Origin of the sequence: Rhodococcus sp. 5A-K4 (assembly GCF_046097995.1) — a bacterium.
In the GTDB taxonomy this organism is placed as follows: Bacteria; Actinomycetota; Actinomycetes; order Mycobacteriales; family Mycobacteriaceae; genus Rhodococcus_F; species Rhodococcus_F erythropolis.
In genome coordinates, this window is the sequence record NZ_JBJURM010000016.1 from 132,966 (window position 1) to 159,529 (window position 26,564).

18 protein-coding genes, 1 tRNA gene and 1 other RNA gene are annotated in these 26,564 nt (G+C 61.7%); 5 read left to right on the plus strand and 15 right to left on the minus strand.

Translation table 11 applies throughout. From position 1 onward, the window contains the following. Positions 1–32: 32 nt before the first annotated feature. From ACKAMS_RS20950 to ACKAMS_RS20960, 3 genes are all read right to left on the minus strand, one after another. Positions 33–1,619 (minus strand): hypothetical protein, encoded by a 1,587-nt coding sequence (locus tag ACKAMS_RS20950; protein WP_151097650.1) that lies wholly within the window; start codon positions 1,617–1,619, stop codon positions 33–35. Beyond that, on the minus strand, positions 1,616–7,735 hold the full coding sequence (locus ACKAMS_RS20955) for an SDR family NAD(P)-dependent oxidoreductase (protein WP_408989469.1): 6,120 nt from the start codon (positions 7,733–7,735) through the stop codon (positions 1,616–1,618). The genes ACKAMS_RS20950 and ACKAMS_RS20955 overlap by 4 nt, the downstream gene beginning before the upstream one ends. Positions 7,736–8,412: 677 nt before the next feature. Next, positions 8,413–10,659 (minus strand): DNA polymerase III subunit gamma and tau, encoded by a 2,247-nt coding sequence (locus ACKAMS_RS20960; RefSeq protein ID WP_211918636.1) that lies wholly within the window; start codon positions 10,657–10,659, stop codon positions 8,413–8,415. A 162-nt stretch (positions 10,660–10,821) separates the two neighbouring features. Here ACKAMS_RS20960 and ACKAMS_RS20965 point away from each other — a divergent pair, with 162 nt between their 5' ends. Next, complete coding sequence (locus ACKAMS_RS20965) at positions 10,822–12,135, plus strand: ammonium transporter (protein WP_003943791.1); 1,314 nt, start codon at positions 10,822–10,824, stop codon at positions 12,133–12,135. 6 nt (positions 12,136–12,141) lie between these two features. On the opposite strand, the gene ACKAMS_RS20970 is transcribed toward ACKAMS_RS20965, so the two are convergent. The 7 genes from ACKAMS_RS20970 to ACKAMS_RS21000 form a co-directional block, all read right to left on the minus strand. Further along, positions 12,142–12,513 (minus strand): carboxymuconolactone decarboxylase family protein, encoded by a 372-nt coding sequence (locus ACKAMS_RS20970; RefSeq protein WP_408989470.1) that lies wholly within the window; start codon positions 12,511–12,513, stop codon positions 12,142–12,144. A gap of 8 nt (positions 12,514–12,521) precedes the next feature. Beyond that, complete coding sequence (locus tag ACKAMS_RS20975; RefSeq protein ID WP_408989471.1) at positions 12,522–14,117, minus strand: long-chain-fatty-acid--CoA ligase; 1,596 nt, start codon at positions 14,115–14,117, stop codon at positions 12,522–12,524. Continuing rightward, positions 14,110–14,733, minus strand: a complete 624-nt coding sequence (locus ACKAMS_RS20980) for an alpha/beta hydrolase (RefSeq protein WP_042950423.1) — start codon at positions 14,731–14,733, stop codon at positions 14,110–14,112. The genes ACKAMS_RS20975 and ACKAMS_RS20980 overlap by 8 nt, the downstream gene beginning before the upstream one ends. Beyond that, the gene (locus ACKAMS_RS20985) at positions 14,733–16,094 is read right to left on the minus strand and encodes an MFS transporter (protein WP_021332896.1); all 1,362 of its coding nucleotides are present in this window, start codon (positions 16,092–16,094) and stop codon (positions 14,733–14,735) included. Before ACKAMS_RS20985 ends, ACKAMS_RS20980 begins: the two co-directional genes overlap by 1 nt. A gap of 96 nt (positions 16,095–16,190) precedes the next feature. After that, positions 16,191–17,243, minus strand: a complete 1,053-nt coding sequence (locus ACKAMS_RS20990; RefSeq protein ID WP_003943988.1) for a 3-keto-5-aminohexanoate cleavage protein — start codon at positions 17,241–17,243, stop codon at positions 16,191–16,193. A 51-nt stretch (positions 17,244–17,294) separates the two neighbouring features. Continuing rightward, positions 17,295–18,194, minus strand: a complete 900-nt coding sequence (locus tag ACKAMS_RS20995) for a TauD/TfdA family dioxygenase (protein ID WP_019746531.1) — start codon at positions 18,192–18,194, stop codon at positions 17,295–17,297. Positions 18,195–18,224: 30 nt separating this feature from the next. Further along, a complete protein-coding gene (locus tag ACKAMS_RS21000; RefSeq protein WP_003943928.1) occupies positions 18,225–19,199 on the minus strand; it encodes a quinone oxidoreductase in 975 nt (324 codons plus the stop codon). A gap of 200 nt (positions 19,200–19,399) precedes the next feature. On the opposite strand from ACKAMS_RS21000, the gene ACKAMS_RS21005 reads away from it, so the two are divergent. Beyond that, positions 19,400–20,404: an AraC family transcriptional regulator gene (locus ACKAMS_RS21005; RefSeq protein WP_021342611.1), complete on the plus strand. Its 1,005-nt coding sequence runs from the start codon at positions 19,400–19,402 to the stop codon at positions 20,402–20,404. Here ACKAMS_RS21005 and ACKAMS_RS21010 read toward each other — a convergent pair. After that, a complete protein-coding gene (locus ACKAMS_RS21010) occupies positions 20,397–21,443 on the minus strand; it encodes a YeiH family protein (protein WP_020905890.1) in 1,047 nt (348 codons plus the stop codon). The genes ACKAMS_RS21005 and ACKAMS_RS21010 overlap by 8 nt on opposite strands. 101 nt (positions 21,444–21,544) lie before the next feature. On the opposite strand from ACKAMS_RS21010, the gene ACKAMS_RS21015 reads away from it, so the two are divergent. After that, positions 21,545–22,453, plus strand: a complete 909-nt coding sequence (locus tag ACKAMS_RS21015; RefSeq protein ID WP_408989472.1) for a LysR family transcriptional regulator — start codon at positions 21,545–21,547, stop codon at positions 22,451–22,453. A 7-nt stretch (positions 22,454–22,460) separates the two neighbouring features. Here the strand turns inward: ACKAMS_RS21015 and ACKAMS_RS21020 are convergent, their stop codons facing one another. The 4 genes from ACKAMS_RS21020 to ffs form a co-directional block, all read right to left on the minus strand. Continuing rightward, entirely contained in the window at positions 22,461–23,042 is a 582-nt protein-coding gene (locus ACKAMS_RS21020; RefSeq protein ID WP_019746526.1) for an HhH-GPD-type base excision DNA repair protein, read from the minus strand. A gap of 18 nt (positions 23,043–23,060) precedes the next feature. Further along, positions 23,061–24,416, minus strand: a complete 1,356-nt coding sequence (locus tag ACKAMS_RS21025) for a glycosyltransferase 87 family protein (RefSeq protein WP_020968199.1) — start codon at positions 24,414–24,416, stop codon at positions 23,061–23,063. 98 nt (positions 24,417–24,514) lie between these two features. Further along, positions 24,515–25,807, minus strand: coding sequence for an aminotransferase class I/II-fold pyridoxal phosphate-dependent enzyme (locus tag ACKAMS_RS21030; protein WP_019746524.1), 1,293 nt, complete (start codon positions 25,805–25,807; stop codon positions 24,515–24,517). A gap of 41 nt (positions 25,808–25,848) precedes the next feature. Continuing rightward, positions 25,849–25,948, minus strand: an RNA gene (gene ffs / locus ACKAMS_RS21035) — signal recognition particle sRNA small type. 136 nt (positions 25,949–26,084) lie between these two features. Between ffs and ACKAMS_RS21040 the strand changes: the two genes are divergently transcribed. Beyond that, positions 26,085–26,172: transfer RNA gene (locus ACKAMS_RS21040), tRNA-Ser, on the plus strand. Positions 26,173–26,249: 77 nt separating this feature from the next. Further along, positions 26,250–26,564: hypothetical protein (locus tag ACKAMS_RS21045; protein ID WP_408989473.1), on the plus strand; the 315-nt coding region annotated here is incomplete at its 3' end.

Sequence of the window (26,564 nt, forward strand, 5' to 3'; positions counted from 1 at the left end):
TCTCTCCACTTCGATCTCGGAAAATCCCCCGTCTACTTTCCGTCGATCGCCTCCAGCACCGAATCGATCAGTGACTGCGGAAGTTTCGACGGCGGAGAGATTTCCAGTTCTCCCGGAGCGCCCGGCATCGTCCAGACAGTTCGGTGCCGAGCGATCGCGAGCTTCTCCCGTGATCCGTCCTCATTGACCTTGAAGTACTCGAACTCGAGGTCGATCCCCCTCTCGTAGAGGGCAGCCAAGGACATCGTGACCAGGACGTCGTCGAACGGCATGACCTCGCGCAGATGCTCAACCCTGGTGTGCACACAACGCAGTTCCCCGAGAGCGCCTCTGGCCGCCATGGCCTCACGCTGAGAACGGGCGAGGAACTTGTCCCGAACCCTCGACTGCCAGATGTAATAGTTTCCGAAGTAGATGTTGCCCACGACGTTTCCGTCCTGCATCGTCGTAGAGAACACCTCGGATTCGAGCAGGTACGGATTGCGCGGCACCATCGGAGCCGAGCGGATCAAGGAACCACGATCGACGTCCTTCGGTTGTGTGGGGACAGCGACGTTCTTCGCCCCCGTCGGAATCGTCATCGGCTCGATGAAATCGTGGAAGTACTGCGGCATCGGCCGTGCCGCCACCACACCGTGGGAGAGGATTTCCACCCACGTCGTCTGCATCGCACTCCACCCGATGTGAGTGCGCGTCTCGCCGTCGACCCGGCACCATTCGACATGCAGATTGGTGGTTGCCCGATCCGGACCGGTGAGCTCGGTGATCCAGATCGTCCCCTCGACAATGTCGTCGGTGTACAGGTTCGCATCGATGAACACCTCGGAGTTGTTGGTCACCATGCCCCAACGGCCCGTCGCCATGTCCTCCACGATCTGCTTCGAGATCGGTCCGGTTCCCCTCTCTCGCAAAGCGCCCAACCACAGCGCGAAGCTCGCGAACCCCACTGATCCACCGACGTTGCACGCGTCCCGGAACCCGACGGGGAACCGGATCGACACCGCCGGATAGCCGCTTCGGGCCACCACATGCACGTCGGAGCCGTAGGCCATCGGATCGAACTGCGCGAGAGACTTCGCGGACAACGGGCCGGAGTCGAACTGTGGTGCCGGGTCCTGCGCCGGTTCTTCCGCATCCTCCTCGTCCGAAACACGCTCTTCGGCATCCGCCTCATCGGTCACAAACGCGAGAATTCGCTCCTCGTTGTCCGTCAACAGAGCCGGAAAGGTCAGAACCACCACGCTTCCCTCTGCGCCGCCGCGGAAGGTCACTGCGTCTTCCTCCCTGGCGCCCATCGCCAGAGAAACCGACATCTGCCCCGTGGCCTTTCGGATCGCCTCGGCCGCCGCCCACAGCCTGGTTCCCGCACGATCGAGTGATTCGCCGCCTGCGATCAACTCGTCGAGCAGCGGAATCCGCGCCGAACCCAGAAGCGCCTTCCACTGCACGACGGTTCGGGAGCGAATCGGTTCGATGTCACACCCCTGAGGCCAGTCGCCGGCCGAACTGAGTGACTTGCTGCCGTCGTGCGAGAGCGAGACATCCACAGAGGGCGGAATATCACCGACAACGACGGGCTTTCCGGTTTCCTGCCATTCGATGGCAAAGGCATTACTCATTTGATCACCACATCCTCATCGAGATGAATGTTCACGGCCGCCTCGGCGATCGGTTTCTCCTGCTCGTGGCGTTCCGACTTGGTCAACTCGTGAATCCCCGGGGTGTGCGCGACCACAACCCGCGGGCTCTTCACTCCCAACGCCCGGCTGTGTTGCGCGAGCTTGTCGAGAATGATCTGTGCGTCGCGCGCAGTCGGATCCGCGATTTCCTCAGCCGTAGGACGGCTTTCGTCGTGGGAGAGAATCTGGGAGCGATATCCCTCGAGCTGCATCACCACTCGTCCGTCCTTCACCACCGCCACGTCGGCTTGCATGTGGGTCTCTGTCTGCACCTTGTCGTAGGCGTACGCGGTGAACGAACGAGCCTCGAATCGTCCGTCGTACATGTCGATTCGCGCAATGTTGACCGGAAGGCAGATCTCCCGCGGAACCATGATCTGGCCCGATTGGAGCAGGGAATCGAGGAAATACGGATCACCGAGGAGGTGCTGCTTACGGTCGGCTCGCGAAATAGCACTGAAGAGAATGTGCTCGGAATCGAGGCTCGAGATCTCTTCGAGTCGGCGGAAATCGCCCTCCTGGAACAGCAACCACGAGTAGAGGTCGTCCAACGGATCGATGTCGAGCACCGGTCGCGGCAACTCCTTCTCGAACTCCGGCAGTGATTCGTCCAGCCCGAAGATGAAGTCGGCCGAGAAATGGGGCCGCCCGTACCCGGTCCGTTCGGTGCCGATCGTGACATGCACCCGCGTTCCTGCGGCATCACGATCCTGCTCCACGACGCTTGCCTTGATCTCGACTCTGGTGCCCTCGACGGTGTCGACGACGATCGGTCGATCCAGTTTGATGTCGTCGATGCGGACGCGACCCAGGGTCACGCGTCCCGTGACATACGCCGCCGCCTGCGACATCGCCTCGAGCCCGAACACCGTCGGAAGCAGCGCCGATCCCTTCCAGACATGATCGAGGACAAAGGGATCCGCCGAGGTGGACAACGTCGTCCGGGTCACCAGTTCTACCTGCGGCTCGAATGTCACCACTTGGTCGATGTAGCGCGACACCGCCGGCAGAGCCGGTGCTGCAGGCGCCCAGGTGTCGAGACCGCCGAGTCGACTGGTCACGACGATACGACTCGCCTCGGGTCCGCTGTCGACCAGGCGAAGGAAATGATCCACTCCCGCAGCCGTCGAAATCGGCATGACACCCATCTTCGCGAGGTGGTTGACACTGCCCATGCGGGCGCCCATTCCGGTCTCTCCCCACACGCTGTACGCGAGCGAGAACGTCCGAGTCTTCGGGTGCCCGGCGGCATACCGCACCACCATTTCGTCGAGAAGCTCGTTTCCGTATGCATACCAGCTGTTTCCGGGCATACCTGTGAATCCGATGATGGAAGAGAAGCCCACGAACAGCTTCAAGTCACGATCAGCGAGCGCTTCGACGAAGTTGGCTGCGCCCAGGACCTTAGGTGCAACCTCCTTGAAAGCCGCAGCGCTGTCGACTCTCTCGAACCGCCGCGGAACATTTGCCCCCGCACCGTGGACAAACCCGGTGATCGGCCCCACCTCGACCTCGATCTGGGCGACGACGCCGGCCACCGCCGCGGCATCCGTGACGTTGCAGCGATAGTAGTGAGCGCTCAAACCGGCAGACGTGAAGTCCGCAAGAGTGGAGGCGATCTCGTCGCCCGCTTGTCGCTGAGAGCTTCCGATCAGCACCAGTTCGGCGCCGGTCTTTCGACCGAGGGCCAGAGCACATTGGGCCATGATGCCCTTCGCGCCACCGGTCACGACCACGACATCCGAACTTCCCAATCCGCTTTCGCGGACGGTGTAGTCGTTCGAGGCGAGAACCCGCGGTTGCAGTGCCGTGCGTCCCATCTCGGCGTCGTAAGTCGCGAACACATAGGGTGCAACCGAATCCAACTCGGAGACGACAGTGGCTGCCACCTCCGCGTCCGCAGTCGAGCCGTCGAATCCTATGACGCGCACATCCAGTTCCGGACGCTCGTGATGCACCGAAGCGGCGAAAGCCGCCACACTCGGCACCGGCGCTGGATTGCTCAACTCGACATCGGTGAACTGAACCACTGCCAATGTGGTTCGCGCGCCTCCACTTTGCTGCGCCGGAACTATCTTGTACATGTGTTCGATCCCACGGCGCAAGCCGCTTTCGGTGACGGAATCATCGGTCACGCGCGGCATTACGGCAACCACGTGGTGTGCATTCGCAGTAGTGCTGTCGGAGAATGTGCGAATGTCGACCTGAGCACCACGACCTCGAAGTTCGGATTCCAACCTTCCGACCAAACCGGCGTCGTCACCGATGACTACAAACGTCGTGTCCGTGAGGTCTCGGACTCCGTGCAACGCTGTCTCGCTCCGAACCTTTTCCAGGGTGTAATCGCGAACCCAGGTGAAGCTGTCGGCTGATATACCCTTTGCCTTCGCCGGCAGCGCCCGCGCAGCCGGCTGCTGCTGCCCCGACTTCTCCTTCGCGGACCGATCGAGCACTTCGATCAGTTCACCCAGGCTGACGTTGACGAGTTCGGCCGGATCCAGGTCACCCTGAACACCCAACCGTGTTGCCACCGTGGCGATTGCATCGGCGGCCTTGATCGAGTCCATGTTCAGATCGTCCAGAAGGTGGAGGTCGACGTCGAGAGACTCCACCGGAAATCCGGTGTCCTCCGCGATTACCTCGAGCAGTATTCGCGACACGTCCGACTGCGCCGAACTCGCTGCTGGAACGTCAGAACCGGGATGCGGTGATGCCGCAAGGATCAGCGATGCTGCTTCTCCGATGGTGGCGTTGGCCAACTCGGCAGGGTCGAGGTCGACAACCTCGAACTGATGTGCAACCTTCGAAATGGCCTCTGCCGCACTGATCGAGTCGAGATTCAGATCATCGAGCAGACGCAGATCCGTCGTGATCGACTCGGCGGGGAATCCCGTCGTATCGGCGAGGATCCTGATCAGCTCACTTTCCACGGACCCGGCGCCCGCAACAGCCGGCTCTTCGACTACCGGAGCCGAAACCGGCGAAGGAGCTTTCGCTGCTACAGATTCGTGGCCGTTGGTGACTGCCCGCGAAGTCGGAGCAGATGGAACAGATGGAGAAGACGGAGAAGTCGCTCCACTGCCTACATCCGCGCGAATGACGTCGACGAGGAAGGTCCCGCGTCGGCTCAGGTAATCGGCCAGCGCCGCAGCCGGATCCCCGCCGGACGTACCAAGTGCGAGCGGTTCGGGAGCAGAGGTAACCGTCAGCTTCGCCTCGGCCAGGTTCTCGATGAACACCTTCTGATCCGCAGGAACGAATTCGCGCACGAACCGGCCGTCGAAAAGTTCGTTCCAGCGGACCTGAGCGCCGTGTACGTACGTCGCGGCCAGTGCGACGTTGAAGTCCTCGTCGCGTCCGGACTTGGACGCAACGGGGAAGCAGCGCACGCCGTCGGTCCCATTGATCGCCTTGGTGAGCCCGGTCAGCACACGGCCGGGTCCGACCTCGACGAGCAGGTCCACTTCCTGCGAGATCCCACTTACCGTCTTGACCCAGTCAACCGGTGAGACAACCTGTTTGGTGACCAGTTCGCGAAGTCCCAGTGGCGTCTGTACGCGTTCCCCTTCGACGCAGGAATACACGGGGCAAGTCAACGAATCGACTTGCTCGTCAACGGGCGCAGTGGACTTCAGCTCCCGTTCGGCCTCATTCATCATCTCGGAGTGGAAAGCATTCGACACGGCAAGCGCCTGAGCCGACACTCCGCGGGTCTTCGCGATGGCAACCACATCGTCGACCGCGTCTTTGGTACCCGAAACCACACTCTGCGTGGGCGTATTCAGATTCGCGACGGTCGCGTAACCCTTTGCCTCCGCGATGATCGCCTCAGCCGTCGATCGGTCGCAGGTCAGGCTCGCCATTGCGCCGTTTCCACCACCACTGACAGCCATGGCCGCACCCTTCGCCGCAGCCAAGGTGATCAGCGTCTTCTGGTCGTAAGCTCCGGCCGCGTAGAGCGCAGTCAACTCCCCGAGACTGTGGCCGGCGACAGCACTGGGTGTGACACCCAATCGGCGGAGGTACTCGAACCAGAGCAGCGACGCCAAGGCGACGGCGGGCTGGGTGAACTGTGTCTGGGCGAGGTCCCGCTTCCACTTCGCCAATTCCGCAGCGTCTGCACTCTTGACCGGGTTCCGCAGAATCCGCGGCGTGATCGCCTCCGCTCCAACTCCCTCCAACCAGCCGTCCGCCTTGGTCGCCAGTTCGCGCGCCCACTCGAAGCGCTCGATCAGCACGCGAGCCATCTCGAGTTGTTGGGATCCCTGTCCAGGGAACAGGAATCCGATGTCGTGGCGGACGCTGTTCGAGATCGAGATCTCGTTGCTCACCACCTTGACCTGGCCGGAAGCTGGAGCGGAGTTCTCGCAGATCACGGCAAGCTGACGCATGCGTTCGGCCAACTGCGCGGGACGTCCGGCCACCACTGCGGCACGGAAGGGCGCGGTCGGCGAGATCACTCGCGAGAGTTTCGCCGAAAAGTCCAGCAGCTCGGCAACACTCAACGGAACCGCCAGATCTGCAACATCCCGCGCTCGGGTCGCCAAGTCCACCGCGGAATCTGCAGAGAGTACAAATACCTCGGTGTCCTGATACGACGCCATCATCGTGCGGACGTCTTGCGAGGGTGTCAGCTTGCTGGACGGTGCATCAGCCGATTCGATCGCGACGTGGCAGTTGATACCGCCGAAACCCATGGCTTGCGCACCGGCACGCATCTTCTCCGACGGATCTCTGATCTCGCCGTTGACAAGCGGAAAGAGTGCCGGTGCTTCGGTTCCGAACGCCGGGTTCGGGTCGGTGCAACCGGCGAGCGGCGGAAGGATTCGTTGATTGACGGCCATGGTCGCCTTGATCAGCGCAAGGATGCCCGACGCCGCCTTCGTGTGCCCGATCAGCGACTTCAGTGAGGTCATGCCGATGCTACGAGCCTCGACGGGTCCGTCCGTCTGCGCGGCCTGCTGGACTCCGGCCAATTCGACAGGGTCCCCGACGGGAGTACCAGTTCCGTGTCCTTCGACAAAGGCAACCTCGCTGGCCGCGAATCCCGCTCCCGAGTATGCGCGACGGATCATTTCGGCCTGAGTTTCGGCGCGGGGCTTGGTAATTCCACCCTTGCCATCGGTGGAGATGCCCCAGCCGCGAATCGTCGCGTACACGTAGTCGCCGTCCGCCCTGGCGTCCTCGAGTCGTTTCAAGGCCACGAATCCGCAACCTTCACCCGGGATGAATCCGCTTCGGCTTGCGTCGTACACGTTCATGTCGCCGCGTGTCAGTGCACCCAAACGGGCGAATCCCACCAGTTCCAAAGGATCCAGGCTGACGTCGACTCCACCTGCCAATACGAAGTCGGCCGCGCCGGACGCCAGCTTTTCGGCTGCAGTCGCCACCGCGAGCATTCCGGACGCGCACGCACCGTCCACGACGTACCCGCCGCCGTTGAAGTCGAGGTAATTGCAGATCCGGCCGGCGATCGTATTCGACAACATGCCGGCCAGAGTGTCTTCACTCGGCTCCACCAACGGGCCTTTGTAGACCTCTTCCATCGTCTCGGCGAGAGCATCGGCGACGGAACTGTCCAACTGGCGCGCTTCGGCTGCCACAGCGAGTGCGCGCTTGACGTAAGGCCAACGCAAACGCATCGACCACATCCGGGATTCTTCACCGGTGAGGGAGTTGCCGACGATTGCGGCGCTGCGTCCAGTTGGCACCGATCCTCGGCTGTAGCCCGCGTCCGTCAAAGCCCCGAGTGCTGTTTCCAGCGCCAACCAGTGTGTGAGATCTGTCGACTTGAAGGTTCGCTCCGGTATCCGGCGACCGACCCAGTCGAATTCGAAACCGTCCATGAACGCGCCGCGGTCGGCGTATGTCTTGTCGACGTCGTCAGGGCTCGCGCTCCAGTAGTCGTCGAGCGACATCCGCGACTCGGGAAACTTTCGGAATTGCATCCGTCGCGCGAGGACGTTCTCCCAAAATCCTTGCAGATCATGGGCACCGGGAGACCACATGCTCATCCCGACTATCGCGATCGCGGGATTAGTTGAATCTTCAGTCATCTTACACTTCCTATTTTCGCGCGCATCCACGGGAGACTCAATCGACCGAAGACTAACCACGCGTTCAGCCGTGTGTAAAACGCAGATTCACCTCAAGGCATAAACAAATAACAAAGGTCGTTCAGCTCCGTGAACATGTGTCAGCAATTTGACAGCAATCGATAGTTAGCTGTAACTCAGAGTTACTTATTTGCTTCGTCGCCGGTCAAGCAGTGGTTTGAACATCCGTACCGGACACCGGTTTCACGGCCACCATTTTCTCGAGATCGGCAAATGCTCAGTTGAGTGCGCATCGAAATGCCGCAATGCCGAATATGTGGCCAATTCGCCGAATGTCCCAAATTGGTCGATCACCGCAAAACAAACATCCGACAACTATCAATCTGAACATTCGTGACACACCGAGAATTAGCAACAGCACGCGAATGTCGATCAGACAACGAGAAATTCCAGATATTCTTCGGCGACCATCGTCCGAATCGATGTTTCGTTACACCGGAATTGAGCGAACGAATGTGCCAGCAAACCGGCCACACACAATTCAGCTTTGCCGGGCCGAGCCGGTGCCCTTTCGACACGTGCGCACACAAAAGGAACGGCACTTATAACAATTCGATCACACAGTGGTGCCGCGGCATTCCGACAGCCGTTTCACGCGCACGGACCGAGTCGGCAACTCAGCTTTCGAGGCGGCGTGCCCCGAGGACGTCCTTGAGGAGTTCCTTTGCAACGTCCTCGGGATCACGTCTGGCAGTCGGATCAGCGGGCTCAGCCGCCTCCGCGAACATCTCGTCCTCGTCCTCCGGCGTTGCAGGCGGAGGAGTTGCCTCGTAGTCGACCTCAGGAGCAGGGGCCGGTCCAGGGTCTTCCGGATAGTCGGGGGCCTCAGGCGGCGGAATGTCGTCCGAATCTCCGCGCTGGGGCTGCGGGGCCTTGGGCTGCTGCGCTGCACGCTCCTGACTGGGGCGCGAGAAGCGGGGCGCAGCGGCCGGGCGGCTCGCAGCTTCTGTCGCCTTGGGTGCGCTCGATGCTGCCGGCGCTGTGGGCGCACCTTCTTGGTACTCGACTTGCCAAGTGCCACCGAACATCTCGGCAAGGACCTCGCAGATGACCGCCGCGTTGTGCGGTTGCGTCACACGAGCACCCAGGACCGGCGAGCCGTGAGCGATGACCACAACATGTCCACGCACGTCGTGAACCGTCGCAGCGGACAGCATGGCCGGAAGAACCTTGTTTCGTTCACCGACCTTGTTGCGCAAGGTGTTCCACGATTCACGGAGGGTCTCGACTGTGGGGCCCGCCGAGACCGGCGCAGCTTCTGCAGCCGCCGGCTCCTCGTACTCGGGCTCGGGCTCGTAGTCGGGTTCCGGCTCGGCAAGCCCGATCAGCTCTTCCGCTTCGACCGGAGCAGGAGCCGGTGGTTCAACCACAGGAGCTTCAACTATTGGAGCTTCGGCAACCGGAGCTTCAACCACTGGTGCTTCAACCACCGGAGCTTCAACCACTGGAGCTTCCGCAACCGGCGGTTCCACGATCTCGACGGTGGGAGGCTCGACCACGGGAGCTGCCGCTACCGGAGGTTCGACGACAGGAGCCTCGACGACCGGCGGCGCCGCCGGAGCCGGGGCGGCTGGTTCCGGCCGTGCCTCAGGCTCGGCCTTGCGTTGGGAGGGCCGTTGGAACTTGGAAGCAATCTCCGGTTCGAGCGGCGGCACAGTCGGTGCCGGCGTTGCTGCCGCGCGAGGGGCAGCGGCAGCCGCGACTCCGGCAGCCGGAAGACCTTGTTCCAGGCGCTCGAGCCGCTGCAACACAGCCGACTCGGTGTCGGAGGCCGAAGGAAGCAGCATTCTCGCGCACATCACTTCGAGCAGCAGCCGCGGCGCCGTCGCCCCACGCATTTCACTGAGACCAGCGTGGACGGTTTCGGCGAAACGGGTGAGCGTGGCCGGGCCGACTCGCTGAATCTGTTCACGCATCGTGACCAGCTCGGCCTCCGGCGCATCGACCAACCCTCGTTCGCTGGCATCGGAGACTGCCTGCATCAAAATGAGATCGCGTAGACGTTCGAGGAGATCGAGCGCGAATCGGCGTGGATCGTGACCGGCGTCCATCACCCGATCGACAGTGCCGAACAAGGCGGCTCCGTCACTGGCAGACAGGGCGTCTACTGCTTCGTCGATGAGCGCGACGTCGGTGACTCCGAGAAGAGAGAGCGCCCGCGGATACGTGACACCTTCTTCGCCGGCTCCCGCGAGCAACTGATCGAGGACACTCAACGAGTCGCGAGGCGAACCGCCGCCAGCCTTGATGACCAGGGGATAAACAGCAGGCTCGACCGGTACGCCTTCCTGGGCGCAGATCTTTTCCAGGAGTCCGCGCATGGTCGACGGCGCCAACAGGCGGAACGGGTAGTGGTGTGTACGCGAACGGATGGTCGGGAGAACCTTTTCCGGTTCCGTCGTCGCAAAGATGAAGATGAGGTGCTCCGGCGGCTCTTCGACGATCTTGAGCAGCGCGTTGAAGCCCGCCGCCGTCACCATGTGTGCCTCGTCGATGATGAAGACGCGGTAGCGAGAAGCGGCGGGGGCGTGGAACGCCTTGTCTCGGAGTTCTCGGGTGTCGTCGACGCCACCGTGACTTGCGGCGTCGAGTTCCGTCACGTCCAGGTTGCCTGTGCCGCCCGGGCCAAGCGAAACGCACGAGTCGCATACATCGCACGGCGTCGACGTCGGTCCCTGCTCACAGTTCAGCGAACGCGCCAGGATTCGCGCCGACGACGTCTTTCCACAGCCGCGCGGGCCGGAAAACAGATAGGCATGGTTGATGCGTCCGGTGTCGAGGGCCGTGCTGAGCGGTGCGGTGACATGCTCCTGCCCCACCACCTCGGCGAAGGACGCGGGTCGATACTTCCGGTACAGGGCCACGCGCAAAGACTACCGGCGACCCACGACAGGTGATCCGGTGCGGGTGCAACGCCGACTTCTCCCGAAACATGTTCGCAACACAATCGCAGTGCGGAGGAAACCGCACGCACCCATCGTGGGTTCCGTGCACGCGGGCTGGTCCGCATGCGTGAGGAGAAAACTGTGCCCGCCACCATCGATGCCGGAGCAACTGCCTGGTTGCTCGTCAGTACTGCACTCGTACTTCTGATGACGCCAGGACTCGCGCTCTTCTACGGCGGCATGGTCCGCTCGACCGGCGTGCTCAACATGATCATGATGAGCTTCGTCTCCATCGCACTCGTCACGGTCGCGTGGTTGTTCGTGGGCTACAGCCTCGTGTTCGGCGACGATCACGGTGGCATCATCGGCGGACTCGAACACATCGGCATGGCGGGCATCGACCCGTCGACCGTGCACGGGAATGTCCCGGAAGTGTTGTTCGCAACCTTCCAATTGACGTTCGCAATCCTTACTGCAGCACTCATCAGTGGTGCGATCGCCGACCGCGCGAAGTTCTCCGCCTGGATGATCTTCGTCCCCATCTGGTCCTTGCTCGTCTATGTCCCCGTCGCTCACTGGGTGTGGAATCCGCAGGGATGGCTCGCCCAGATGGGCGCACTCGACTACGCCGGTGGCCTCGTGGTCGAAATCGTGTCCGGAGCGTCAGGCCTGGCATTGGCACTGGTCCTCGGCCAGCGGATGGGTTTCAAGGCCGAGTCGATGCGTCCGCACAATCTGCCGTTCGTCCTGCTCGGCGTCGGTCTGCTCTGGTTCGGTTGGTTCGGATTCAACGCCGGGTCGGCCCTTGCGGCCGACGGTATGGCCTCGCAGATCTTCCTCAACACACTCGTCGCCGGCTGTACCGGACTACTCGGCTGGCTGTTCGTCGAGCAGAACCGTGACGGACACCCCACGACGTTCGGCGCAGCTTCGGGCGTCGTCGCCGGTCTGGTCGCGATCACCCCGTCGTGCGGAACGGTGAACATGTTCGGTGCGCTCGTCATCGGTCTGATCGCGGGCATCGTCTGCTCGTACGCCGTGGGATGGAAGCACAAGCTCGGCTACGACGACTCCCTCGACGTCGTCGGCGTGCACCTCGTCGGCGGAATCGTCGGCTCGTTGCTGATCGGACTCCTCGCGACGGCCGTGATGACGGGCGGTCCGGAAGGTTTGTTCTTCGGCGGCGGATTCGCGCAGCTGGGCAAGCAGTTCGTCGGTGTCGTCGTGGTCGCGCTCTATGCCTTCGGTGTGACCTACGGTCTCGGAAAGCTCATCGACAAGACCTTCGGCTTCCGTATTTCGCGTGAAGACGAGGCCCGCGGAATCGACGTTGCCCTGCACGCGGAGTCCGCCTACGAGCACGGAGTCCTCGGCCACGGTCCGATCGGCGGACAGAACCCGAGCCCGTTCCTCCAGCGTCAGCGTGAGGAACGGGAGAACCGCGAGCGGGACTGACCGCCGTCACCGGTTCGCGATTTCCTCAATCAGGATCGGAACGCCGACATTGCAGGAGTGAATCCCGACGACGGTGGTCAGTTTCAGCACCTCGAGAATCTCCTTCGGGGTCACTCCCATGTCGAGCGCAGCGCGAATATGGCGTCGTACGCCGGGTGCGTACATGTGTGTGCTCGCCGCATCGACGGCTATGCACAGCAACTGGATCACCTGAGGTGACAGCACCCCACTGTTCCAGGGCTGCATTGCTGTCTTCATGTACAGCTCGGTCCACTCGGGATCCAGCTCCGAAAGTCCGTCCCACAACGGATTCCAGCCACCCGAATCCTTCATGGCCTGGGTCACGGGAAAAGCTTCACTTGCTCGAACGTCAGTCATCGATCTCCTCAGACAATCGAAAATGCTTGATTCAGTTCACGTTTGAGAATCTTTCCGGTTGCCGTCATCGGCAGCGACGGCACGAACTCGATGCGGCGCGGATATTTGTAGGCGGCCATCTGTTCCCGCGACCATTCCACGAGATCCGATTCGGAGATCTCTTCACTCGGCTCTCGGATCACGAATGCGACAACTTCTTCGCCGAGGCTCGTGTCCGGCACCCCGACGACAGCGACGAGTGAGACGGCTGGGTGGGTGAGCAGAACCTCTTCGATTTCGCGTGGGTAGACGTTGAATCCGCCCCGCACGATCATGTCCTTCGCGCGGTCGACGATGTAGTAATTTCCGTCGGTATCGACCCGTGCCAGATCCCCGGTGCGAAACCATCCGTCGCACATTACTTCCGCCGTCGCCTCGGGTCGGTTGAAATAGCCCTTCATGACGTTGTGCCCGCGAATGGCCAACTCACCCACTTCATCGGGGCCGGTGATCGTACGCCAAGAGTCATCGACAAGCCGCGCTTCGACGCCCCAGATCGGCACGCCGATCGAACCGGGCCGGGGGTCGCTCTCCGGGTCACTGAACAAGGCCAACGGAGAGGTCTCGGACAACCCGTACCCTTCGAGGATCTGAACACCGAAGCGTTCCCTGAACTGTGTCAAGATTTCGACGGGAAGCGCTGCACCACCGGAGATCGCGCACCGCATGTTCTGTGCAACGGTCTCGATATCCACCCCGGATTTCACTACCTCCTCCAGCACGCCGAGCAGTCCCCAATACATGGTCGGGACGCCCGCGAAGACCGAGATCTTTTCGCGTTCCATGATCTCGAGTGCCGCGGTCGCATCGAAGCGCGGCATCAACACCAAAGTGGCACCGACGCAGATTCCCGCATTCATGGTCACTGTCTGGCCGAACGAGTGGAACAACGGCAAAGTCAGGAGATAACGCTCATGCATGGACGGAACGCTCTCGAACAACCGGTTGGTCGACAGTGCATTCAAGACCATGTTGCAGTGAGTGAGTTCGGCGCCCTTGGGCTTTCCGGTCGTGCCGCTGGTGTAGAGAATGACCGCGGTGTCCGTCGGTTCACGAACAACCGCGGCTGCAGGCGTTTCCGTGCCGGACACGGATGCCAGTGCTTCGCCTAGAGTCTCGACTCCGAGGGTCGACGACGGCGCACCCGGCTCGGTGCTGATCACGATCAGGGCCGAACAGGTCTCGCTCTGCTCGAACCCGGCGATGGCGTACTCGGCGATCGGTAATTCGGGACTTCCCTCGAAACAGAAGTACAGCTTCGCTTCCGAATCAGCCAGGTGATAGGCAATTTCGCGCCCCTTGAGCAGGATGTTCAGAGGAACGACGACGCCACCGGCCTTGAGAATGCCGTAGTAGACGATCGGGAACTCGCGAACGTTCGGGCAGGACAACGCCACCTTGTCACCTGGCTCGACACCCCGCGAGACGAGCAGATGGGCGATGCGATTCGCGTACGCGTACGCGTCGAACTGCGCATACGTCAGCCTCGCTTCTCCGAGAACCAGCGCATCCCGTTCCGGGTATCGCCGGGCCGAGTCTTCCAGCAGAGCAGCAAGATCAAGCATGACTGTGTTCCTCCTGCGCATCGGAATCCGTGGCATGAGACGAGGCAGCGTGCGACACCGACTCGAGCAGCTCCCGCACCAACGATTCCGCCCGCGGCCAATACCCGTATCCGGACGCCGGATTGAGATGTCCGACCTCACCCAGATCCAGCAACCGACTCCCCCATCCTTCAGCCAAACCCACAACTCGGCGATACCCGGCGAGCGGATCGTTCCGACTCGCCGCGACCGTGCTCGGAAAAGGCAGACGCTGACGCGGTATCGGTAGCCACCCGTTCCGATCGAGCTCCTCGAGAGACGGATAGGACTCGGGTAGAGGAAGTTCGAGATCCGCCGGCGTGACCAGAAGTGCGCCGGCAACATCTCGATGATGCGCCCTCGCCCAGTGAGCAACGGTCATAACTCCGGCGCTGTGCGCGACCAGGACCACCGGGCTGGAAACACTTGTCAACACCTCGTCCAATGCCGCAACCCTGGCATCGCGACTGAGCTTGTCGGTCTCGAGGGGAGGAACCGTCAGAACGTTGTCGAGCCTGCGCGCGAGGTGAGTCTGCCAATGATCCTCGACATGATCGCGCAGACCGGGAACTATTACTACCGTGGGTGATTCATCCATCAGGAACTCCGAACTTCTGCTACTTCAGTGGCGCCGGGGATCTCGGGCCGATTCTGCAACGTCGCCAGCCGCCTCATCCCGGCGGGGTAGGCACGCTTGCCGGCTACCAACGCGAGGGCCGCGACGACATAGACGAAGGGCGAAAGCTGTAGAGCACCGAGAAGACCCAGGTGATCGGCGAGGATGCCGACCACGAAGGGACCGAGCGCCAGCCCAAGAAGGTTGTTGGCAACGGTGAGCGTTCCCATGGCCGACGCTCGAATCGAGTGATGGGTAAGGTTCGCGACCATAGCTGCCGTCGGCCCCGACGAACCGGCGGAGAAGAATGCACCGATACCGAGCAATACGAGTTGCGCTGTCCCCGTATCCAACCGGAGCCCGATACTCAGCGTCACCAACGAGATGGCGCAGTAGACGATTGCGGTGGTCCATTTCCGCGCCGAATCGTCGCGGCTGAATCGATCTGTGATGAACCCGCACACCACCATCCCACTTCCGACCAAGAGGACGAATACGGAAGCCGTGACGCCGGCCTTGTCCGGGGCCAAATCGTAGTAGCGATTGAAGAAGCTCGGCAACCACGCCAGAAGTACAGCGGCGGTGAACATCTGGAGACCACCACCGATGTAGGCGAACAACACGGCGGGATTGGTGAACAGCGAGGACACCGGCGCACGAAAACCGTCGTGTCTCACCGCTTCCCCGGCGGCATCCGGCGCGGCCTCGACGGCGTAAGCGGTGAGCTTCTTCTCGGTGACGAGGGCACGGAACAGCGCAACCAGAATCAGACCGAAGATCGCCATGGCGGCAAAAGACCACCGCCAACTGAACTGGACTGCGATGAACCCACCGATTGCCACACCGATGACCGAACCGAACGATCCACCGGCCATGAAGGCACCGGCAAGAGCTGCGTGCACGCGGGGCGCAAACACACTGAGGACCACGGCGATACCCACGCTGCCGTACGCCGCTTCACCGACACCTACCAAGAATCGGGCGCCCAACATCTGTTCGTAGGTCTGAGCGATTGCGCACAGCAACGTCGCGACGCTCCACAACACCGCCATCAAGATCAAGCTCTTGACGCGGCCCCAGCGGTCCGCGAGCAGCGACAACGGGAACGTCAACAGCCCGACCATCAATGCCACCACGCTGCTCAGGGAGGCGAGGTGTGAATCGGAGAGATCCCAGTCCGCTTTAAGGATCGGGAAGACTGCACTGAGCACCTGCCTCGACATGTAGTCCGAGAGCAGAAGACCGAAAGCCAGGGCGAAAACGATCCACGGGTATAACTTTCGTCGTCCGCCGATTCCGAGCGCGGTGTCCACACGTGGCGTGGCGGGAGCTTGCAGTCCCATGACTCTCCTAGAAGTACTCGAGGTAGACGGGGGGATTCGGGGGTACGAACCGTCGCGGTTCGTACCCCCGGAACTGTTGTACGAGAGGGTGTGAACTCAGGCGTGCTGCGTGAATCCCAGCTGGCCGATCCGGCGGTTGGGCGCGTAACCCAGCTTCGCCAACGTCTCGTCGGTGTCGGCATACGTCTCGCCGATCCGGTAGATGTCCCGAGCTTCCTTCGCGGTAGCCACCTCGCGGCCCAATTCGCCTGCAATGCGCACCAACTGCTCGATCTGCTGCACCGACGTCATCTTCTCGCCCTTGCGGCCCCAGATGGTGTCCTCGTTGCCGCAACGAGCGTGCAAGCCCATCGCGATGGCCATCGTGTTCACCGGCAGGACGCTACGCATCAGCGTTTCCAGCGTCAGGCACGCACCGTCGGGAACACGCTGGACGAAGTTCATCATGTTGTACGGGTTGGGGCCGTCGAAGCCGCCGCCGATTGCAACCCACGTGAGGTTGACCGGACCCGTGTAGATGCCGCGTCGGATCAACCGCTCCACCGTTTCGAGCTGCGGAATACTGGACAACTGGAAATGCGGCTGGATTCCGGCGGCCTGCAACCGGCGCAGGTGCTCTGCCACCCACTCCGGACCGGCGGGCACGGTCATTTCCCGATACGTATCGGCCAATTCCGGACGTTGCATCGACGTACCCGCGATGTCGTCGTCGGTCATCAGTTCCATGATGTTCATCTGGCTGGTGTTGATCGCGATCGTCACCTGGTCGGGAGCCGGCTCCAATTCCGCCAGCATGTGACGCACGTCGTCGGACAACCACTTCGCATCGGCGCCTTCGCCCTCCGGGGCAAACGAAATCGAGCCGCCGACCTGCAGAATCATCTCGGGAACGGCCTCACGCAAGCGGCCGAGAAGCTCGTTGAACTTCGACAGTCGCTTCGAGCCCTTGCCGTCGAGTTCACGCACGTGGATGTGGAGAACGGTGGCACCGGCGTTGAAGCAGTCGACGGCTTGCTGGACGTGCTCGTCCATCGACAGCGGGAGGTCTTCTGCAAAATCGTCCGGCTCCCACTCCGGTCCGTAGGGAGCAACGGTGATGACAAGCTTGTCCTGGGTTTCGGGGAACAGTGAATCGTCGTGGAAATGCATAGTGTGACTCCGATCGAGTGAATGAATTATCTTCGGGGCTGGGAAGAGAGATCAGAACGGTGCGTCGCCGATGATTCCGGCGCGCTCCATCTTTCGAACCGCGGGCCAGTAGTCCTGCACCGCGTAATGCTGTGTCGACCGGTTGTCCCAGATCGCGACGCTGTTCTCGGTCCAGCGCCACCGAACCTGATACTCGGGAATCTGGGCCTGACTGGCCAGGTAGGTGAGCAGGTTTCCGGCACCGGGGGCGTAATCGATTCCGTAGCGGACGTTCTCGGGCGTGTGATAGTTCACGAGGTGTGTGGCGAACGAATTGACGAAGAGAATCTTCTCGCCGGTCTCCGGATGTGTTCGTACCACGGGATGTTCGGCGTCGGGAAAGCGTTCCTTCAGCTGGTGCCGCTGATCGATCGGCATCCGAGCGCCGAAGGTCGACTCGATACTGTGCCTGGCACGCAGATCCTTGATCTGCTCCTTGACCCGCGCCGGCAGATTCTCGTAGGCGAGTGCCATGTTCACCCAAATCGTGTCGCCGCCGACCGGAGGTGTTTCCACACAACGCAATACACATCCCATGGGCGGGTTCACGCGCCAGGTGGCGTCGCAGTGATACGCATTCTCGAAATGCTCCGGCGGGCTGTCCAGGTCTTTGTAGATGCGGACCAGGCCCGGGTGGTCGGGGTCGCTGCCCAGTGCCGGATGATCCTCGAGCTCCCCGAATCGCTGGGCAAGCTCTACGTGCTCGGCTTTGGAGAAGTTCTGGTCGCGAAAGAACAGAACCTTGTGCTCGAGCAGCAATCCCTTGATCTGGGCAAAGAGTGCAGCATCTCGCGCGACCTCGCCGAGATCCACCCCGGACAACTCTGCCCCGATCGAACAGGTCAATTTCTCGACGTGGATCATGCTGGTCGACGAGGGAAGGTTTTCTGTCAACGTTGCGGTGTTGGTCATGACAATTCCTCTGGGAAGTGCTGTTTCGGTTCAGACGGAGAAGACGGAGGAACCGATACTGCGACCGGACTCCATGTCGTGGTGCGCACGCACCGCATCTTCGAGGGGGTATCGCTGGTTGATCTCGATCTTGATTCGCCCGGATTCGACGTGTGAGAACAGTTCGCCCGCCAATTCGGCACGTTCCTCGGGATCCGCGATGTAATCGGCAAGTGCCGGACGTGTGAGGAAGAGAGATCCCTTGACGGCCAACTGCATTGCCTGAATCGGCGGAGTCGGCCCGGACGCCGTTCCGAAGCACACCAGCAGCCCGCGCCTGGCAAGGCAATCGAGAGAGATGTCGAACGTGGATTGCCCGATACTGTCGTAGACAACCGGCACGCCGACGCCCCCGGTGATCTCCTTGACACGCGCTACGACGTCCTCGCGGGTGTAGATGACGACTTCATCGCACCCGTGAGCTCGGGCAACGCTCGCCTTCTCGTCGCTCGAGACCGTTCCGATCACTTTGATTCCCAACAGTTTTGCCCACTGGGTGAAGATCAGTCCAACCCCGCCCGCCGCAGCATGCAGCAACACGGTGTCTCCCGCTTTCAACGGGTAGATGCGGCGCAGAAGGTAGGCGGCAGTCAGTCCTCGCATGGTCATGGCGGCCGCGGTGTCGAAGGCAATGCCGTCGGGTAGCGCGATCAGGTCGGACGACGCCATGATCCGCTCGGTGGCGTACGCACCCAGCGGACTGCCGGTGTAGGTCACACGGTCCCCCACTGCAAAATCGACTACTCCCTCGCCGATCTCTTCGACCACACCGGCGCCCTCAACGCCCATCCCGGCAGGCAATTGCGCAGGATAGAGGCCACTTCGAAAGTAGGTGTCGGCGAAGTTCAACCCCACCGCTTCATGACGAACCCGAACCTCTCCGGCACCGGGTCGTCCTACCTCGATCTCTTCCCAACGCATGACGGACGGTGTGCCGATCTCGTGGAACCGAATGGCGTTTGCCATCAATGCTCTCCAATTCTGTGGGCGGGCTCGACTCGATTACGGTCGAGCTGTATTCGTACGCAACAACTTCCAGAAGTCGGTGCTCGACTTCGCGGTCGTGCCGAACTGATGTGAACAAAACTATGTGAGATCCGGCTCACATGCTTAACTTGACGAGACACACAACACAACATTTCGGGACATCGAGTAAAGGGGGCCCTATGAAGCCACTCGCCCGCTACGCGTCACTGAACCGATACGTCGACCTGTGCCGAACAGTGGACGTGGACGCTGTGGCCCTCATGAGAAGTGTCGGCCTGAGCCCGGCAAGCCTGGCGAACCCCGACCAATGGGTACCGGCCGCCTCCATTGCATCGCTCCTGGAGCGATCGGCAGCGGAGTCCGGACACGAAGACTTCGGGCTTCTACTCGCCGGCCTGCGTCGACTGTCCAATCTCGGTCCCCTCAGCTTGGTCATCAGGGAAGAACCAGACGTCAGGAGCGCGCTCGACGTATTGATGCGATACGAGCACACGTACAACGAGTCATTACGCATTCGACTGAACGAGGTCAACGGACTCGCCACCCTGCGAATCTCGCTCGAGGTCGGCGAACCGGTCGACACCAGACAGAGCGTCGAACTCGCAGTCGGCGCGACGCTGCAGATCCTGCGAAGTTTCCTGGGTTCTCGATGGCATCCGGTCAGCGTGGGATTCACGCACAATGCCCCGAAAGATACGAGCACGCATCGACGAATCCTCGGCGACACCGTGGAATTCGATCACGAATTCACCGGAATCGTTTTCTTCGCCGCCGACCTGGATGCGGCAAACCAACTGTCCGACGAGTTGCTCCGGCCGTACGCTCGCCAGTTCCTCGATTCACTTCCCGCATCGGAAACCTCCGACACCCTCAGCCGCACCAAGGAATTGATCGAAGTTCTGCTTCCGACCGGCCGCTGCTCTGTCGAGCAGGTGGCACGAAGCCTCGGATTCGACCGGCGGACACTGCACCGTCATCTCGCCGAATCCGGAGATACGTTCACGGCCGTTCTCAATTCGGTCCGAAGCACCCTCGCGGAACGATTTGTCGCCAACCCTCGCTATTCATTGACCGAAGTGGCGGTGCACCTGGGGTTTTCGACGCAGGGCAGTTTCTCGCGCTGGTTTCGCACCCAGTTCTCGACGAGCCCGAGCGCATGGCGGACTCAACGCTCGATCAGCTGACCAGCACGACTCCGACGTAGGCGATCGTCGCCACCCACACGGTGGAAATCGCGGCCAGAACGAATGGTCGTGCGCCCACTCCACGAATGACGCTCAGCCGCACCCCCAGCCCGAGAGCGAACATCGCAGCAGCCAACAGCGCCGTCTGCACGGTCTTCGCCAATCCGAGAAGCTCATTTGGCAACATTCCGGTGGAGCGCAAACCCATGCAGCCGATGAATGCCACGACGAACAACGGAATCAGCGGGGGCCGCTTGGTGGCGGTGTTGTCGACCATCGTGCGTTGCCGAATGCTCAGAAACGCCATGACCGGCGCCAACATCAATACGCGCGCAAGTTTGACCACGGTCGCGACACCCAACGCGGTGGCGCCGAGAGCGCTGCCGGCAGCCACTACTTGTGCCACTTCGTGGATCGACCCACCGGCCCACATGCCCGCCTCGATCTCGTTCATACCGAAAGCATCGGCCAGCAAGGGGATCGTCGGAATCATCAGAGTTCCGAAGATCACCACCAGCGCAACAGCGGTCAGCAACTCTTCCTCTCGCGCATTCACCACACCGTCCGCAGCAGCCACAGCCGCTGCGCCACAGATCGAGAAGCCGCAGGCAATCAGAATCCTCTGCGACCAACTCAATCCCAGAAGCTTTCCGGCATACATGGTCCCGGCGATACCGAGGAACACTATCGCCACCACAACGGCGATCACTCCCCAACCCAAACCGACGATGTCGGAGAACATCAATTGCAGCCCGAGCAGAGCGATACCCACCCGAAGTAGCCGTTTCGCCGAGAATGCCAGGCCAGGTTGGAATTTCGCCGGCAAAGAGACGGTATTCGCCAGCACCGCACCCGCCACGATCGCAATCAGCAACGGACTCACGGCGGAGGTGAACTGACCGGCTATCAGCGCGACCGTGGCACCCAAGGCGCACAACGCAACTCCGGGCACCAATGCAGCGACACTCGACCACCGTCGTACTTCTGACGAAGGGGCGACTGCGGGTTTCTCGGCCACGGACTTCACATCACGGTTCACTCATCCAGCGTCCTTGAGCCACCATCGCTCCGGTAGGGCGATTTCTACCATCACGACATATCAGATCGATATGGAATAGATGCTGGGTATAGCCTGTCTGCATGACCAGAAAGTGGCCCGACCTCACCACACTCGAGCTACTCGTCGGCATCGATGATCACGGAAGCCTCAGTGCTGCAAGCCGTCTGGCTCACATCGCACAACCGAATGCCAGCCGCGCCGTCAAAGCCCTCGAGCGGCAGCTCGGGATGCCACTCATACACCGAAGGTCGACGGGTGCGACTTTGACTCCGCAGGGGACCGTCATCGTCCACTGGGCGCGCCGCGTCCTCGCCAACTCGAGGCAGCTTCTCGACGTCGCCGAAGGGATACGGACCGAACGATCCGCGGAATTGACCGTGTGTGCCAGCATGACCGTCGCCGAACATCTGATCCCGGCCTGGCTCGGCGTCTTTCGATCACTGCATCCTGGTGTCACCGTCCACCTTCAGGTCTACAACTCGACACGCGTACTCGAAGCCGTCGAAGTAGGAATGTGTGACCTCGGATTCGTCGAGTCACCGACCGTTCCGAAGAGCCTGCCCAGCGTCACCGTCGCTCGTGACTCGCTGGTCGTGGTCGTTCACCCGGATCATCCATGGGCGCGTCGACGAAAGCCGCTGACCGTCGCCGAACTGGCAGCGACACCGCTGCTGGTGCGTGAGCCCGGATCGGGAACCAGAACGACTCTCGACCTGGCGTTACACGAATACGAGCGCGGTGCACCGTTGTTGGAACTGGGTAGTTCGGCCGCGATTCGAACCAGCGTGCTCGGTGGCGTCGGCCCGGCGGTACTGAGCACGCTGGCCGTCGACGACCAGGTGAAGCAGGGAGAACTTCGGGTCGTAGCCGTCGAAGGCTTGGAACTCGACCGATCCCTGCGTGCAGTGTGGCGCCCGCCGCGTCAGCTCGAGGGCCCCGCAGGCGACCTGATGAAAGTAGTGCGTGCGAGCGGGTCCCGGAAATCCTGAAAGCGGCTTACTTCTTGTCGGCCTTCGCTGCGGCCTTTGCGGCCTTCTTGAACTCGCGGACCTCGAGCAAAGACTGTTCGTCGACCACGTCTGCAATCGAGCGCCTCGAGCCCTCGAGCCCGTAGTCGCCGGCCGCTTGGCGCCAACCTTTCGGCTCGACGCCGATCTGTTTTCCGAGCAACGCCAGGAAGATCCGGGCTTTCTGATCCCCGTAACCGGGTAGGGCTTTGAGCCGCTTCAGCACTTCCTTGCCGTCGGGATTTCCCGAAGTCCAGATCGCCGCGGTGTCGCCGTCGTAGTTCTCGACGATGAACTGGCACATGAGCTGGATACGCTCGCCCATCGACTTGGGGAATCGGTGCACAGCCGGAGGCTCGGCACAGATGGCGATGAACTCGTCGGTGTCCATGTCGGCGATACGCCTGACGTCGATACCGCTGAGCCGATCCGCCAGCTTCTTCGGACCGAGGAAGGCCGTTTCCATCGGAACCTGTTGATCGAGAAGCATTCCGATCAACAACGCCAACGGGTCCTCGGCGAGGAGGGCATCAGCTTCGGGGTCACCGACAAGGTTCAGTTGAAGTGCCATGAGTCCGATACTGCCACGTCAGGCGGCAGTTGTGACCGGCGCCGACGCATCCGGAGCCGGAATCTTCCACTTCTTCCAGCCGAACAGAACCAACGTCGAGACCGCGGCAAGCGTGAAGACCCAGAGGTAGACGCCGACGGTCGGAATCCGCAGATACTCGGGTGGCACGAACATGAACAGACCCATTCCGACAAAGCGATCCGTACCCGGAATGACCGACGGGTCCCACCAGGTGTGAGACCAGTTCAAGACTGGGAGCAGGAAAACGAACGGCGCCACCCACGCCCAGCGCTTCTTCGACACCATCGCGTAGTGCGCGGCGAGGACGACCAGCGGGACGAACCACACCCAGTGATGACCCCACGAGAACGGCGAGACAGTGGTCGCAGTCAACCCCGTCATGGTGAGGCCGAGCAATTTCTGGCCGTGCCGGTGAGCAATCCACGCGGCACCGAGTCCGAGGCATACTGCCAGCGCACTGAAGACGAGGACCAGGACCCGCGACGGCGTCGGAGTGTGAGTGAGCTGAGCAATCAGACCGGACACGGACTGGTTGCTCGGAGCATCCGTCGGTCCGACGCGTTCGCTGTCGACAAGAGTGCCGGTCCAGTACTTGTACGCATCGTTGTAGATCACGACGAAACCAATCGCGACGGTCGCCGCGAACGTCACGACGGCCGTCACCAACGCACGCCATTGACGAGTGATGAAGAGGTACGCCCAGAAGAAGGCCGGAGTGAGCTTCACACCGGCGGCGATGCCTGCCCCGATTCCTCGGAGCCGACTCTTCTCGTCCCGACCGAGGTCCCACACGATCAAGAGCAGCAGGAAGATGTTGATCTGCCCGAGCCAGAGCGTCGTACGTATCGGTTCCATGAACAGAAAGATCGTGGTGGCCAACGCACTGACGGCGTAAGCCTTCACGTCGAGCCGATAACCGAGGTACTTCCAGCACAACACGATCACTGCGAACAACGCAGCGATGTTCAAACCCGTCCACACGACAATCGCCTGTTTGAACGAGAGCACCGCCCACACCGTGAACAGCAAAGCCGCAAACGGGGTGTACGTGAACATCATCCCTTCCAGGACTGGCCCGTCGTACAACGGAAGGCCCTGAACCACAACGCTGCCGCCGTGGCGGTAGACGTCGAGATCGAGGAAATTTTCGAAGATCCCCCAGTACCGCGTATTCATCGGCACGGCGAAAAGAACCATCAGCACGGACGCGACTGCCAGAACACCGAGCACAGAGAATCCGAGAACACCGACACGGAGACTGCGTCGCGGTATGTCAGCTTCGATGACCGACTCTGATTTCGCGGTGTGCGCCTCGAAAGAGGGTCCATCCGAAGCGTTGATCGCGCCCGTCACTACAACCTCCGGGATTTACACCCTATGTCGGGAATTGATGCTCCGAACGGTACAAGACGAGACCGAAAAGTACCGACCGGGCACGCCGCTTAGAGAACTCAGATCTCGGAGAGACGCGATTCGGTGGCTGCGAGCAGGACACACGTCGCCACGCCGTCCATGGCAACTTCGAGTTCAGCCGTGGACGGGAAGCTCGGGGCCAACCGGATGTTCCGGTCGTCCGGATCCGTGCTGTACGGGAAAGCCGATCCGGCAGCGGTGAGCGCGATACCCGCGTTCTTCGCCAGTTCGATGACGCGCTTGGCCGTGCCGTCGACCACGTCGAGGCTGATGAAGTATCCGCCCTTCGGCTCGGTCCAGGACGCGACCTTCGAAGCACCGAGACGATCCTCGAGGATCCGCAGTACGAGCTCGAACTTGGGTGCGAGGAACGCGCGATGCTTCTCCATGTGCGCACGAACGCCGTCGGCATTGCCGAAGAAACGCAGGTGGCGAAGCTGATTGACCTTGTCAGGTCCGATGCTCTTCTTACCCAGGAACTTCTGGTACCAGGCAAGGTTTTCCGCCGAGCTACCGAAGAAGCTCACACCAGCGCCGGCGAAAGTGATCTTGGACGTCGACGCGAACACGAGCGGACGGTTGGGGTGTCCGGCCTCCGCTGCCATCGAGAGAATGTCGTAGGAAGGTGCGGTCTCGCCGACGAGAGGATGCACGGCATATGCGTTGTCCCAGTACAGGCGGAAGTCCGGCGCGGCCGTCGGCATCGACGCGAGCGTCCGGACAATTTCTTCGGAGTACACGGCGCCGGTGGGGTTCGCGTAAACCGGAACCGCCCACATGCCCTTGATCTGCGGATCTGACGCAACAAGTTCGGCGATCTTGACGACATCCGGGCCGTCGTGGTTCATCGGCACCGCAATCATCTCGATGCCGAGGGACTCGGTGATCGCGAAGTGGCGGTCGTAGCCCGGTGCGGGGCAGAGAAACTTGATCTTCTCTTCCTGTGCCCACGGCCGGGCCGAATCCGGAGTGCCGTGCAGCAGTGAGAACACGACGTTGTCGTGCATGATCTCGAGGCTCGCGTTGTTGCCGGCGAGAAGGTTCGCAACGGGGATACCCAGCAGCTCACCGAAGATGGCGCGCAGTTCCGGCAGACCGGTGAGTCCGCCGTAGTTGCGGCAGTCGGTGCCGCTGCCGTCACGGAAGTCACCGTCGCCGGGCAGCGTCAGCAGCTCTGCGGAAAGGTCGAGTTGTTCCGGGGAAGGCTTACCGCGGGTCAGATCGAGTGCGAGCTTCTGCGCCTGGAGCTGCGTGTACTTCGCGCTCTGGCTCTCATGCTCGGAGGTGAGTTCTTCATGGCTCATCAACCCGATCTGGGTTTGGATAGGCATCCGGAGCGGCCTTTCACCGACGAGGCGGGGTCGGGTATGTGAAAAAATAGAGGACCCCGCGCACCCGGCAGAGCCCGTTGACCCTTGCTGCCTTCCGGCCCTGGGGGAGTTCACAGGATGCGCGCCGCGCGGGATCCAATGAACAGTGTAGACGGCTTTCGTCGGCCGCTGCACACCACCTACCGGGGTGGAGATGCAAACCCTGAGATCCACCGGTTCTTCGCAGGTCAGGTACCCGTTTAACGCTTCACGCCTGCAATTGGGTATGCTGCTCCACGGAGGATTCGCCTAGTGGCCTATGGCGCTCGCCTGGAACGCGGGTTGGGTTAACGCCCTCAGGGGTTCAAATCCCCTATCCTCCGCCAGGGAAGTCCCCGACCAGTCTTGGTCGGGGACTTTTTCTTTGCCACGAAGCATCGCCGAGCAGCGATACTGTCGACGAATGCGTCCCTCGACAACTGGCCGGGTCATCGCAGCAGGTACCGGCCTGATACTGAGTGCACTTGTCGACGCCCCCGTGAAAAAGTGGATGTCTCACCGCCGAACACCTGCCTACGCCGCCGGCCTCGTGGTCGCCGCGGCCGTTTATCCCGTGGCTCGGCAGGGACAAGCTCGGCAGGGACGCCTGGTCGACGTCTCCATCCCCGTTCGCGAATGGAGTGCAGTGTCCGCAACATTTGTGGTCTTCGTCGGCGCACTGGTTCTGCAGCCGAGTACCGCACGGCGACTGGTTGCAGCGAGCTGGGCCGTCCACCCG